Below are 14,157 nucleotides of genomic sequence, written 5' to 3'. Positions count from 1 at the left end.
ATTCAAGCCATCTGTACTTTGTCTTTCAATCATGTAACATGTTACATTCTTAAGTATTTTAATATTCAGTGATAATGCCTTTTTTAACAGCAAGTGCTAAAAGCAGGTCAATGAGCATGAACATATTCGACTCATAGGAAGTAACTTCAAATTCCTGCTGTGATTCTATCGTCGGATCAAGAACAGTAAAAACGATATCGGCAATATTAGCAGTAGCACTTTTGCTGTTCCCAGTAAATAGAATCGTTGTTAATCCTCTTTCTTTAGCAATCTCCACCTTCTCGACGACTTTCGCCGTGTTTCCAGAGCGGGAAAAGATAATAAGCAGCCTGTATTTTTCAATATTGTTGAGAAATATCGCCCTGCTGTCACTAGTCGATGAATTCGATACATAATAACCGAACAGCTCCAGTTTTTTTGCTAAGTAATTGGCGAATAATGTTGAAAAGCCTGCTCCATAGAAATAAATCATGTTATTTTCGTTGATGACAGATAAAAATCGCTCAATGCTCTTTTCATTTAATGAATCAAACGTTTGTTCAAAATGCTGTTTAAATGTATTTACTGCTTCTGTTAAAGGCTGATGAATGTCTTCTATGTATTCAGCATCAATGTCTACAAGCTTTGCTGCCTTTAAATTCAAATGATAAATAAATTCGCTATAGCCGCTAAACCCCAGTTTTTTACAAAGCCTGATAATCGTTGTAGTCGACACAAATAATTCAAGTGCTGCAGCGCGGATGCTCAGTGTTTCGTTCTCTAATTTTTTTCGGATTAAAAACAGAAGGATTTCATTCTCGGCTTCTGTTAAATGTCTTTCATTAGCATAATCAAAGTAAAGATGATCAATATTTTTCACGAATAAATCATTCCTCATATAAAGTTTTATATATGTATCTTATCAATAGCTGTACTAAATAAAATAGTCTAAATCTGCAAAATGCGCTTCTGTTTATTGTTCACCAATACAGCAGATATTTTGTATACGTTTATCTCCACATGAATAGGTCAAAATAGTTGAATAAGCATATGTATATTGATTTAATAAGAAAGAAAAGAATTTGTAGGAAAAACAAGTGAAATTTTTGGGGGCAATTACATGGAAATTGGAATAAGTACGTTCGTAGAAACAACACCAGATACGAACACTGGCAAAACAATCTCGCATGCAGAGCGGATCAGAGAAGTTGTGGAAGAAATCGTTCTTGCTGACAAGGTAGGATTAGATATTTTTGGTGTAGGAGAGCATCACAGAAAAGACTATGCGGCATCATCACCAGCTGTTATTCTTGCAGCTGCAGCAGCACAAACAAATAATATTAGGCTGACAAGTGCGGTAACTGTGTTGTCTTCGGCAGATCCTGTGAGAGTATATCAGGATTTTGCCACACTTGACGGAATTTCAAACGGAAGAGCAGAAATAATGGCTGGAAGAGGTTCGTTCATTGAATCATTCCCGCTGTTTGGCAACGATTTGCAGGATTATGATGAGCTTTTTGACGAGAAGCTTGATTTACTGTTAAAGCTTCAATCGTCTGAAATGGTAACATGGAGCGGCAAGTATCGACCTGCTATTAATAATAGAGGCGTATATCCAAGACCTGTTCAAGATCCGCTGCCGATTTGGATAGGAAGCGGCGGTAATGCGGAATCCGCTGTAAGGGCCGGTATTTTGGGTCTGCCGTTATGTTTAGCAATAATTGGTGGGAGCCCAGTGCAATTTGCACCATTAGTGCAGCTGTATAAGCGAGCAGCAGCACAGGCTGGTCATGATCCAGCTCGGCTTCCAGTTGCATCCCATTCGCATGGGTTCGTAGCGGAAACAACGGAAACAGCAGCTGATAAATTCTTCCCGTCTACAGCTCAGGCAATGAATGTCCTTGGTAAGGAAAGAGGCTGGGGGCCATACAGCAGGGCAAGCTTTGATGCGGCTAGAAGCTTTGAGGGCGCACTATATGTCGGCGATCCTCGCACAGTTGCAGATAAAATCATCCATCTTCGCAAACATGTCGGTGTAACTAGATTTATGCTTCATGTACCTGTCGGCAGTATGCCACATGAAGACGTTATGAAAGCAATTGAGCTGCTTGGCAAGGAAGTTGCACCAATTGTCCGCAAAGAAGTAGCGGATTGGGAAAAAACACTATAAGAAATATGCAAACCTGCAAACAAGTTTGGAAACAAACTGTTTGCAGGTTTTTTTATGGCTGATTTTTCTGCAGCTATCATAATAATTAACGAGTGCATATAGAGATAGTGTTCGAAATCCAAATAAAACAAACTAAAAACAACAATACAAACATATTATTTTGTAAAAATACAAAAAAACAAATAAAAACAGATGAAAAAACAAGATGTTGGTAGTATAATAGAAACATAATAAAAAGAAAAGGCTTACAAGAAAGGGTTTGGAGATATGATGAAAGTCTCAATATTTATAACTTGTTTAGCAGACATGTTTTATTCCAATGTCGGAAAAAGCACGGTGGAATTATTGGAGAAGCTTGGTTGTGAAGTCGATTTTCCTGAGCAGCAGACATGCTGCGGCCAAGTTTCCTTTAACAGCGGTTATCACAAAGAAACAAAGGAAGTCGCCAAGCATATGATTAAGGTATTTGAAGCTTCAGAGTATGTTGTCGCTCCATCTGGCTCCTGTGTGGCCATGCTTCATGAATACCCGCACTTATTAAAAGACGAAAAAGAATGGAAGGAAAGAGCAGATAAACTCGCAGCCAAATCCTATGAGCTGACACAATTCATTGTAGAGGTTTTAAAAGTTGAGGATGTCAAGGCAAGCCTGCCGGCGTGTGCTACTTATCATAAATCATGCCATATGACGAGGCTGCTCGGAGTAAAGGATGCACCAAGCAAGCTGCTTTCACAGGTTGACGGCTTAACAGTTAATCCTCTTCCAAACAGTGAAAATTGCTGCGGCTTTGGCGGCACGTTCTCTGTTAAGATGGGGCCAATTTCCGAACAAATGGTGCAGGAAAAAGTTGAATCGGTTGAAGCAGCCAATGCAGATGTGCTGATTGGTGCTGATTGCGGCTGTTTAATGAATATTGGCGGTTATATCAACAGACAAGGTAAACAAATAAAAGTGATGCATATAGCAGAAGTTCTAAATAGTGAGGTGAAATAATATGCCGATGAAAATAGGAGATCAGCCATTTTTCGGAAGAGTAAAGGATGGTTTGGAAGACAGCTTTATGCGCTCTGCTGTTACTTCCGCACAAGAGAGAATGCAAGGCAAGCGGCTTGCAGCAGTGGAGGAGCTTGGAGACTGGGAGGAATGGCGCAAGCTTGGAGAGGAAATCCGCACACATACGCTGGAGAATCTGGACTACTATTTAGAAAAACTCAGTGAAAATACAGCTAAAAGAGGCGGCCATGTGTTTTTTGCTAAAACAAAGGAAGAAGCAAACGATTATATTAAAAGCGTTGTTGAAAAAAAACAAGCAAAAAAAATCGTGAAGTCTAAATCGATGGTAACAGAAGAAATCAATTTAAACGAAACACTAGAGGCTGCCGGATGTGAAGTGATAGAAACCGATTTGGGAGAATATATCCTCCAGCTGGATGACCATGATCCGCCATCCCATATTGTCGTGCCAGCACTGCATAAAAATAAAGAACAAATCAGAGATACGTTTAAGGAAAAGAAAGGCTACCAAAAAACAGAAATACCAGAAGAATTGGCATTGTTTGCGAGAGAACAGCTGCGCCAGGAATTTTTGACAGCAGATTTAGGGATAACAGGCTGTAATTTCGCTGTTGCTGATGCTGGCACAGTCTGTCTCGTCACTAATGAAGGGAATGCAGGACTAGTGACTGCACTTCCAAAAACACAAATCACTGTCATGGGAATGGAAAGAATTGTCCCGACATGGGAGGAGCTTGATATCCTTGTTTCCTTACTGTGCCGCAGCTCTGTCGGCCAAAAACTAACAAGCTATATCACAGGTCTAACTGGGCCGAAGGAAGAAGGCGATGTAGACGGACCAGAGGAATTTCACTTAGTTATCGTTGATAATGGCAGATCCAATATTCTTGGAACAGAATTCCAAAGTGCGCTCCATTGTATTAGATGTGCTGCATGTATTAATGTCTGCCCTGTTTATCGTCATATTGGCGGCCATTCGTATGGTTCCATTTATCCCGGTCCAATTGGAGCTGTTTTGACACCATTGCTTGGAGGCTATGAAGAATATAAAGAACTGCCTTACGCCTCGTCCCTTTGTGCTGCTTGTACAGATGCTTGTCCAGTGAAAATACCCCTTCATGAATTGCTGATTAAGCATCGCCGCAAAATAGTGGAGGATGAAGGGAAGGCCCCGTTGGCAGAAAAGCTGGCGATGAAAGGCTATGAGTTTGCTGTTAAACATCCGAGCATTTACCAGGCTGGCACAAAATCAGCTCCAGTTGCTCTCAAACCATTCACTAAGGATAACAGCATTAAAAGCGGGCCTGGTCCAGTTAAGCTTTGGACAGATACCCGCGACTTGCCGGCACCAAGCAAACAAAGATTCCGAGATTGGTATAAACAAAAAAGAAAACAGGAGGATCAGCATAATGGAGGGTAATGTCACAAATAAGGAATCATTTTTGGACCATATCGCCCAAAAGCTGAACCGGCCGAGAGGGCAAGCTATTAAAAAACCTGACTGGAACTATAAGCCCCAGCTGAATGTCCTGCAAAACGCCAATCAGGATGACTTGGCTGAAGTGCTGAAAAAGCAATGCGAAGTCATCCATACAGACTATATAGAGGCATCTGCTGATGAGGTTGCTGAAACAATGGAAAAGATCTTAAAAACTAATCAATTGCGTTCAGTAATTACATATGATGACCCCCGCTTTAATGAGTACGGCCTTAATGAAATCAAACAGAATGAATGGAAAGTAAACGGAATTAGCACTTATATTTGGGATAACACCAAAAAGCAAGAAAATATAAACGCTGCTGAAACAGCGGATGTTGGTATTACAATCAGCGACATGACATTGGCTGAATCAGGCACAGTACTGTTATTTTCCAACCGTAATAAAGGCAGATCTGTCAGCCTTCTGCCCAAAACCTTTATCGCAATCGTGCCAAAAAGCACGGTTGTGCCGCGAATGACACAGGCAGCAACAGCGATTGCCAAGCTTGTAGCGGATGGCGAGGATATTGCAAGCTGCATTGACTTTATCACAGGACCAAGCAACAGTGCTGACATTGAGCTTAATCTTATTGTTGGCGTCCATGGACCGATAAAAGCTACCTATATACTTGTAAAAGACAAATAAACAAAAATAAATAAAAATAAAACAAAAGTATATACAAAATAAACAAAAGTGAGTTATAATAAAAACAGATAAAACAAACATAAATAAAGATAAAGCGGAGGAGAACAAAAATGGTAAAAAGCTTATGGCAAGAAGAAAAGGCAGCACAATTAGCTAGTGGACTTGATGAGTTAGTTTATCGCTCCAATTTAATCGGGACAGACCGGGCTGTCTGCAACTGGGGCGGCGGAAATACTTCCATGAAAACAACCGTAACAGATTTCAGAGGCCGTGAAGTTGAAGTGATGTGGGTAAAAGGAAGCGGCTCTGACTTAGCAACAATGAAAGCGCATAATTTTACAGGTTTGAAACTAGACGACATCACCCCGCTTATTGAAAAAGAAGAAATGCCAGATGAAGAGATGGTTGAATATTTGTCACACTGCATGATCGACAGCAAACATCCTCGTGCATCTATTGAAACATTATTGCATGCATTTTTGCCATTCAAGCATGTAGACCATACGCACCCTGATGCAATCATTAGCCTTTGCTGTGCAGATAACGGCAAGCAAATTGCTGAAGAAATTTACGGCAACCGCTTTGTTTGGGTTCCATACATTCGCCCTGGCTTCACTTTATCTAAAATGATAGCAGAAGGGGTAAAAAACAATCCCAATGCTGAGCTAGTACTAATGGAAAAGCATGGTTTAGTTGTGTGGGGAGATACAGCTTCGGAAAGCTATGAAAAAACAATTTCTATCATTAATGAAGCAGAATCCTATATTAATAGTAAAATAAACGAAGCACAAACATTCGGCGGCGCTAAATATGATTCACTGAGCGTGGAAGATGCTGAAGAGATTTTGGCTGCTGTTATGCCAGTTATCCGCGGAGCTGTTAGTGAAGAAAAGAAGATGCTGTTAACTTATGACAGAGGAGAAGACGTCCTTGAGTTTGTGAACAGCCATGATGCAAAAACATTGTCACAAGTCGGAGCAGCTTGTCCAGATCATTTAGTTCATACAAAAATGGTGCCATTATATGTAGAATGGGACCCAGCAACAAAGGATATCGCTGCATTGAAGGAAGCAGTGAAAGAGGGAATAGCAGCATTTAAAGAATCCTATACAGCTTATTTTGATAGAAATAAGAATGAAGGAGATCAAATATTTGAAACAGCACCCCGCGTTATTTTAATACCAGGAATCGGCATGGTTAACACAGGCAAAAACGTTGCTATGTCTAAAGTAAGCGGTGCCTTGTATCACAGAGCAATTTCTGTTATGAAAGGTGCAACAGCACTAGGAAACTTTGTGTCCTTGAATGAAAATGAATCCTTCAATGTGGAATATTGGCCATTAGAGCTGTATAAATTATCACTAGCACCTAAGGAAGCAGAATTTTCACGTAAAGTGGCATTCGTCACAGGCGGAGCTGGCGGAATCGGCAGTGAAACATGCAGGCTGCTCGCATCACAAGGCGCGCATGTTGTTCTGGCAGACTTGAACTTAGAAGGTGCAGAAAAGGTAGCCGCAGAAATCAATGAGACATATGGAGAAGAGCGTGCTATTGCAGTGAAAATGGATGTTACAAGTGAGGAAGCAGTACAAGCTGCCTACAAGCGGACAGCTCTTGCTTTTGGCGGTGTTGATATTATCGTTAATAATGCAGGCTTGGCAACTTCTAGCCCGTTTGATGAAACATCGTTAAAAGAGTGGAATTTAAATATGAATGTGCTTGGCACAGGGTATTTCCTTGTTGCAAGAGAAGCATTTAAACAAATGAAGGAACAGGCTCTAGGCGGAAGCATGGTATTCATCGGTTCGAAAAACTCCGTTTATGCAGGCAAAAACGCAGCTGCATACAGTGCAGTCAAGGCAATGGAAACACATCTTGCCCGCTGCATCGCTGCCGAAGGAGGAGAATATGGCATCCGCGTCAATTCAGTACTGCCTGATGCAGTCTTGCAAGGTTCTGCTATTTGGGGATCTAGCTGGCGTGAAGAAAGAGCGGCAGCCTACGGAATTGAACCAGATCAGCTTGATGAGCATTACCGTAAACGCACCACTTTACTCGTTAACATTTATCCGAAAGATATTGCAGAAGCTATCAGCTATTTTGCATCATCAAAAGCAGAGAAAACAACAGGCTGCATGATTACAGTCGACGGTGGAGTTCCAGCAGCATTTACAAGATAAATAAGAGAAGGAGGACAAAATTTGTCCTCCTGTTTTCTATTTTATAAGGAAAAAGCAGAGGGATTTTATGCGAATATAGAAAATAACCTTGTCATAGACAAAAAATATTAAAGATTAAAAATCAAGGATAATAATATGACAAAAGTATTACATTTTAACTGTTTTTTCACTAATTATGGAAGGAGATTGGGAGAATAATGTTTTTTTCGGCAAAACCTCGGGTAAATTGACAACGGGTTGGTAATCTTTGGGCAAATAGTTATAGGTTGGAATCCTCCATTTATCGCATATATTCTTTTTCCTAGATGTCTTAATATTATATTACAAAGAGTTATTGGGGGTCGTTTTATTCATGACAAGTTTAGTAGGAGCTGACGGCGAGCTTAAAGTCTTAAGGAGAAACAGACATACAGACAAACCTGTCTATACTACTAGAATGGAAAAGCGTGAATTAGAGAGAAATCTTCCAAGCTTAGATATAAGAGACGCTTGGAATATCAAATCCGTTCTGGAAAGCATTAAAGAAAGCTTTATGGAGCATGTGGCAAAGGTTAGGAAAATGGTGCAAGCAAGTCCGGCAAAACGGCTTGTAGTTACAGGGATTTTTACGGTTCTCTTTTCATTAGGCGCAAGTACTGCTTCTGCATGCATCCAGGAATATACATATGAAGTGAAAAAGAATGAAACAATTACAGAGATTGCAGCTACTCATGGCGTAACGGCAGAAGCGATTACAAATGTGAATGGCACTGTGTCCCAAGGGGATAAAATTTTGTTGCCAAAGGTGCAAGACAAAAAAGTAACAGCAACCGTGCTTAATATTCGTGCAAAGGCAACAACAGACAGCAGCATTATCGGCAAGCTGAAACAGGGGAATACGGTCAAAGTTTCATTTATTAAAAACGGCTGGGCCGGCATTCTTATTGATGGCCGTCTTGCCTATGTAAGCGCTGCTTATTTAGCAGATTCGGCTGTTAAGACATCGGAAACAACAATCAAGACAGTGACTAAATACGTGACAGCAGACTCTTTAAGGGTGAGGAGCGGCCCGTCTACAAAAGATGCTGTACTTGGCTCATTGAAAGAAGGAGCGAAAGTTACAGTGAAAGCAGACAAAAATGGCTGGTCCTCAATCGATTACAAAGGGAAAAAAGCCTATGTAAGCAGTGCTTACTTAGCAAATAAGACATCAGCGAGTGAAGCTGTCAAAAATACGGAAACTGCAAAGGATATAAAAACATATACTATTAAAAAGGGTGACACTTTTTATAAAATCAGCAAAAGTTATGGAATCTCTGTTTCCCTATTACAAGAAGCAAATCCGAATGTTGATCCAACTAAACTTCGAGTCGGCCAAGTTATTAACATACCTGCGATTACATCTTCTGACAGTCTCCTGAAGGTGGAGGCGACAATTGGCGGAATTAGTCCAGACGGAACCGTGCGTTTTATTACAAATGACGGCGTTACTTATGCTGCAAAGCCGGAAACAGATGGAATCCTCAACAGCCTTTATGAAAAGCAAGGGCAAAAGGCTACTTTAACTGTAAAGGCAAAAAGAGGGCAGCAGATGGTTATTACGGCGGTTAAGTAATCTAAAAGAATGCAGCAATTCCTTCCTATTAAATAAGTGCTTCTGTATATGAAAAGGATGATTTTATAAGCTGCCGCTTGGCAGCTTTTTTTATTTTTCATAAACATGCTCAGAAAAAAGTCTATCTGTTAATAACTGTAAAGGTTATAATGGATAAATAAGGAAGGAGTTGTTATGTGCATAAAAATCTTTTGGCCTATTCCATAATTTTTCTAGGACTTTGCGTAGCAGCAGGCTGCTGGGGCATTGCCAGCTCTTTAAAATCAGAAGGAAACTATGAGGTAATTCCAGTAAACGATAATAATATTCTTTTATTCAATAAAGAAACCGGTGAGTATTGGCAAAAATTTGTGCCGTCTAAAAGGACCGACAGACTGGGAGAAGCAAGATTCACCTGTAGCTGACTAAGCTAAACAATAGAAAATAGAGAGGAAATAATAAGCAGCATGAAATATATCATCTTATTTGCCATAGTATGGGCAGGTGTATACTTAATTGAAAAACTCCTATTTAAATTGCTGGGTGTTCAAAAAAAGAAGGTATCTAAAACAGAGGGAAAGAAGGCAGACATATTCGGAAGGGTAATCATCGCCATATTAATCGTTTGTACCTCGCCGTTTATATTGGATGTCGATAGCTCCTTTATCTGGCCGGCATATTTGCTTGTCATATTCGGATACGAAGCATTCATGGAATGGAAATACATAAAAGGATCAAAACAATATATTGGCACCATTATTTTCATGATTATCTTTGGAGTAGCATTTTATCTCGCCATATATTTTGAATGGATACTTAAAGTCTAATTGCTAAGCGGATACCCGCTTAGCTTTTTTATTCTCTTGTAAATAAATTTTACGTATCCAAATAAAGTAAGAAATGTCTAAATCAGCAATAAAATTATCCGCTTTTTTGACAGTTGTGGAACCTACTGGAAAACGTTTTCATTTTATTAGATTTTTTTCACTTTTTTCGTTACTAGCTTAAGAAAAAATAAGTATAATAACCTTGCATACATACTAGAAAGGCATAAAGCTTGTAATTTATGGGAGGGAAGTAATGTGTATATGAAAGTTGATTCGTTTGCATTGCTTAATGAGTTTAATCAAATCTGGATGGAGTGCTGGGTTGAAAAGGGATATGGCTTTGAAATGTCTGAGATGGATGCAGACCGTTTTTTAATAATTGATCCAAATGAACAAAAAGTAGGAACTATTGAATTTAAGCCATATTCTCTCCATCCGACTAATAATATTAACAGTGTTTTCCCCTTTCACGAGCTGGAGAAAATTAAATCGTTGAAACTAGAGCAAATTATGGAGATTGATAAGGTAGCAATTTTAAAGAACCATCGCGGCAAAAATTTAGAAAGGCTGTTAACTTTGTATGTGGATTACGCACAATCCCGCCAAATCACCCATTGTGTCGTTCTGTTGGAAAGAGTTTTTTTTCGAGCATTAAAAACTGTTTACAAAATACCACTGGAAACTGCCGGCGAAAAAATATACTATAAAGGAGATTATGTCATTCCTGCTATCCTATATCCACAAGAGATATATGAACATAAAGATAAATTTTCTTGGCTGATTCAGCCAAAAGATATAAAAAGAAAAACGATATTTAAATAAGAATGGAGATATAGATGTCTAGTCTAAGTACAAAACGGTTTGCCTATTCCTTTATCGTTTTTTTTATTGTGGCAAACGTCCTTTGGAATATCATCTTCAGCAGCAATCAACAGCTGCTGGACTGGGGCGGTGTAAGCTTCCAGTTGATTGCCTGCAGTGCATCTATCTATTGGATCCTATCCACATTTTTAAAAGATAAAACTTCAGCTAAAAGCTTTTGGCTTTTGCTTGCATTAGGGGTGCTGTTCTATCTTGTCGGCACAATGCTTTGGAGCTATAACCAATTTATTTTAAATAATAATAGCGGCTATGGTAAATTAGCAGAGAAATTTTTTATCGTACAGAACATTTTATATTTTTTGTCCTTGCTTGTCCTGATTAACCAGATTAAAAGTTCGCTTTTAACCATTAGATTTTTGCTGGATATCTTAATTGCGATGTCGGCAGCAGTAACCTTTAGCTGGTTGTTTTTAATTAGACCTTTATTCAGTCAATCTGCTAATATTAGCTTTTCGTTAACAGAATTGATTTATCCCATATTAGATCTTATTGTCCTAGTAGGGGTAATTAGTCTTTTTAATACATCGAAAAGAGTTTTGGCTAAGAAAACTACCTTTCTGCTTGTTGCTGGTTTACTTACACAAATAGTCGCAGACACGATTTTTACTTATCTTAAAGTGATCGATGCTTATTCTGTCGGCAGTATTAATGAACCAATGTGGATATTATCTGCCCTTTTAATTGGGCTCTCAGGTATCTATCATCAACCAGCGCCTGCTTTTGCATTATCGCGCAATAACACACAGGAAAATAAAAATATTTACATAAAGCATATTATCCCCTATTTTGGTGTATTGATATTGACCTTCTATTTTACGTATTTGCTGTATGGCACACATCCGGTTTTTCTTGGATTATCCATCAGTATTATCCTGCTGATAATAAGGCAAATCTTTACATTGCTTGAAAACGACAGATTAGTCGATGATTTAAACAAATTAAATGAAGGTTTAGAGCAGAAGGTAAAAGAAAGGACAGACAAGCTCGTCGAAATTATCAATTCGATGGAATACCTTGCCTTTCATGATGTTGTTACAGGACTGCCAAATCGCAGGTATATGGAAAAGCGGCTTGCACAGGCTTTAGAGAATAACTGCTCAAGTAAAAAGCTTGCCTTTATCCTTCTGGATTTAGACCGATTCAAGCATATAAATGACAGTCTTGGCCATTCCTATGGTGACTTGCTTTTGAAGGAAGTGGGGGAAAGATTGTCAGCCAACGTTTCCCCAAATGGGGTTGTCTGCAGAATTGGCGGTGATGAGTATGCGCTCCTGATTGAAAATGCAGAGATCTGTAAAATCGAAGAACTTGCGCAATTAATACTTAAGAGCTTGCGAGAGTCCTATTTTATAAATAATGTTGAATTGAATATTACACCAAGTATTGGCATTGCTATGTATCCTGATCACGGCAGCGACCTAGATGCTTTATTGATGAAGGCAGATACGGCCATGTACAATGTGAAAGAAAATGGTAAAGATCATTTTAAAGTATATAATGGCTCCATGAGTATGAAGTCTATAATGGAATTAGAGCGCTCGATAAGAAAAGGGCTTGAACGAAATGAATTCATCTTGCATTACCAGCCGCAAATATCCTTACACACTCGTCAAATTGTTGGCGTGGAAGCATTGGTGCGCTGGGAGCGACCAGGAATCGGTCTTGTTCCGCCAGGTGAGTTTATTCCCATAGCTGAGGAAACAGGCCTCATTTTGCCAATCGGAGAAAGTGTTTTATGGCAGGCTTGCAGGCAGTCTGTGCTATGGTGTAAAAAGGGATTCCCTGATTTACGAATTGCTGTCAATATTTCATCTCTGCAGTTTCAGCAAGAGAATTTCGTTAACCTAGTAAAGACGATTATGAACGAAACTGGTGCAAATCCAAAAAACATTGAGCTAGAAATAACGGAGAGTATTGCGATGGGACCAATTGAACAAAATATGTCCAAGCTTGCTTGTCTAAAGGAAATGGGCTTTAATATTGCCATTGATGATTTTGGAACAGGCTATTCCTCTTTGCATTATTTAAGCAAATTTCAGATTGACAGATTAAAAATTGACCGGTCTTTCATCACCTCGTTGGAAAAAAGCGAGAAAGATACAGCGATTGTCCGAATGATTGTAATGATGTCAAAGGCATTAAACGTAAAAGTTATTGCGGAAGGTGTAGAAGACGAACATCAAAGAGCATTTCTAGAAGAAGTCCAATGTGATGAATTGCAAGGTTACTTGTTCAGCTTGCCGCTAAATGTGGAAGACTGTGAGAAGTTTCTTGTGAACAATGCATTGTGACAGAATAATGGAATCAAAAAGCACGCCCACATTTAAGAAATGGGCGTGCTTTTTTGTCCAAGGTGAATATTCCTTTGATACTCTTTAGGTGTCACATTATATCTCTCTTTAAAGATTCTATTAAAGAAGCCATGATTTTGATATCCTATTTCATTTAAAATTTCGGCAATTGTCATGGATGTGTGATTTAGCAAATAGGAAGCTTTGTTAAGCTTTTGTTCCTGAAGTAGCTGTTTGAAGCTTTTCCCAGTACTTTTTTTAATAAGCCTGCTTAAATAGTTGGGATGGAAGCTGAAATGCTGTGCTACCTCTTGTAAGGTACAGCTTTGAAAATTTTCCTCCATGTATAGAAGGATATCCAATATCGGATTCTGTTTCCCATTAGCCGATTTGCTGTTATTGTCTGTTTGAAAATGCCGAAGCATTTCTGCAAAGATTAATACCATATAAGCGTTGATAATATCTTTTGAGCAAAAGCTAGGTTCGTAGAATTCACATAACAGATTCTCGACGTGTGAGCCTAGCTTATCACTGTTCTGACAGTGAAATAAAAGAAAGCGGTTATGCAGGCGATCATGTGATATAGCCTCTAATATAAAGTCGGAAATAATGCTATTGCTTGACAGCTGTCCGAGCATGGAAGCAGTAAAGTAGCTTTTATCCATGAGAATATTGATGATAATATCCTTTTCCTCTGCATCACAGATTGTATGAGGCACGTTTGTATCCATGATACAAACATCTCCGCACTGTAACGGGATAACTTTATCCTGGACGATTGCCGTGCAGCTCCCTGCATATACATAGTTCATTTCTATATAGTCATGAATATGGAAAGGAATAGTAGAATACCTGGAATGCTTAACAATTTCAAGAGTTGGGTTAGGCGGAGAATAGGCATTCTCCTTTTTTTGATCGTTGAACTTGAAGACATATACTTTTTGGTTATTAAGCTCTATGCTGTCACAGCTATCAAACAAGGAATTATAGTAATCTGGATTGGTTTTATAATAGAGCTCTCTGTCAGACATAGTAAACAAGAGCTCCATTAATTCAGTTTTTTGCATGCTCCACCTCTTTCTAAAAAGTTAAGTTTGGTAAAGTAAGTAGTTATA

General features: G+C 39.1%; 12 protein-coding genes. 10 read left to right on the top strand and 2 right to left on the bottom strand.

Annotated elements, in window-relative coordinates; all coding sequences use genetic code 11:
* Positions 1–58 precede the first annotated feature (58 nt).
* Positions 59–859 carry a MurR/RpiR family transcriptional regulator gene (locus tag ACLIJJ_RS00780; protein WP_233313721.1) on the bottom strand — a complete coding sequence of 267 codons (801 nt, stop codon included), beginning with the start codon at positions 857–859 and terminating at the stop codon, positions 59–61.
* Between the two features lie 240 nt (positions 860–1,099).
* Here ACLIJJ_RS00780 and ACLIJJ_RS00775 point away from each other — a divergent pair, with 240 nt between their 5' ends.
* The 10 genes from ACLIJJ_RS00775 to ACLIJJ_RS00730 all read left to right on the top strand — a co-directional run bounded on the left by ACLIJJ_RS00775 (position 1,100) and on the right by ACLIJJ_RS00730 (position 13,042).
* Positions 1,100–2,149, top strand: coding sequence for an LLM class flavin-dependent oxidoreductase (locus ACLIJJ_RS00775; RefSeq protein ID WP_285109662.1), 1,050 nt, complete (start codon positions 1,100–1,102; stop codon positions 2,147–2,149).
* 270 nt (positions 2,150–2,419) lie between these two features.
* Positions 2,420–3,142, top strand: a complete 723-nt coding sequence (locus ACLIJJ_RS00770) for a (Fe-S)-binding protein (protein ID WP_233314746.1) — start codon at positions 2,420–2,422, stop codon at positions 3,140–3,142.
* A gap of 1 nt (position 3,143) precedes the next feature.
* Positions 3,144–4,583, top strand: coding sequence for a LutB/LldF family L-lactate oxidation iron-sulfur protein (locus tag ACLIJJ_RS00765; protein ID WP_233313723.1), 1,440 nt, complete (start codon positions 3,144–3,146; stop codon positions 4,581–4,583).
* Entirely contained in the window at positions 4,570–5,289 is a 720-nt protein-coding gene (locus ACLIJJ_RS00760) for a LutC/YkgG family protein (protein ID WP_233314747.1), read from the top strand. Before ACLIJJ_RS00765 ends, ACLIJJ_RS00760 begins: the two co-directional genes overlap by 14 nt.
* 89 nt (positions 5,290–5,378) lie before the next feature.
* Positions 5,379–7,469, top strand: a complete 2,091-nt coding sequence (locus ACLIJJ_RS00755) for a bifunctional aldolase/short-chain dehydrogenase (RefSeq protein ID WP_325169554.1) — start codon at positions 5,379–5,381, stop codon at positions 7,467–7,469.
* A gap of 352 nt (positions 7,470–7,821) precedes the next feature.
* Positions 7,822–9,063, top strand: coding sequence for an SH3 domain-containing protein (locus tag ACLIJJ_RS00750; RefSeq protein ID WP_411410440.1), 1,242 nt, complete (start codon positions 7,822–7,824; stop codon positions 9,061–9,063).
* A gap of 191 nt (positions 9,064–9,254) precedes the next feature.
* Positions 9,255–9,467, top strand: a complete 213-nt coding sequence (locus tag ACLIJJ_RS00745; RefSeq protein ID WP_411410439.1) for a hypothetical protein — start codon at positions 9,255–9,257, stop codon at positions 9,465–9,467.
* Positions 9,468–9,509: 42 nt separating this feature from the next.
* On the top strand, positions 9,510–9,869 hold the full coding sequence (locus tag ACLIJJ_RS00740) for a DUF4181 domain-containing protein (protein WP_411410438.1): 360 nt from the start codon (positions 9,510–9,512) through the stop codon (positions 9,867–9,869).
* Between the two features lie 255 nt (positions 9,870–10,124).
* Positions 10,125–10,691: a hypothetical protein gene (locus ACLIJJ_RS00735; protein ID WP_233313727.1), complete on the top strand. Its 567-nt coding sequence runs from the start codon at positions 10,125–10,127 to the stop codon at positions 10,689–10,691.
* A 14-nt stretch (positions 10,692–10,705) separates the two neighbouring features.
* On the top strand, positions 10,706–13,042 hold the full coding sequence (locus ACLIJJ_RS00730; protein WP_411410437.1) for a putative bifunctional diguanylate cyclase/phosphodiesterase: 2,337 nt from the start codon (positions 10,706–10,708) through the stop codon (positions 13,040–13,042).
* Between the two features lie 32 nt (positions 13,043–13,074).
* On the opposite strand, the gene ACLIJJ_RS00725 is transcribed toward ACLIJJ_RS00730, so the two are convergent.
* Positions 13,075–14,109, bottom strand: a complete 1,035-nt coding sequence (locus ACLIJJ_RS00725) for an AraC family transcriptional regulator (protein ID WP_411410436.1) — start codon at positions 14,107–14,109, stop codon at positions 13,075–13,077.
* Between the last annotated feature and the right edge of the window lie 48 nt (positions 14,110–14,157).

The sequence above is a fragment of the Niallia laureatilytica genome (assembly GCF_046613985.1).
GTDB lineage: Bacteria > Bacillota > Bacilli > Bacillales > Cytobacillaceae > Niallia.
The sequence above is the reverse complement of the archived record's forward strand: the minus strand, read 5'-3'. Positions and strand labels throughout refer to the sequence as shown.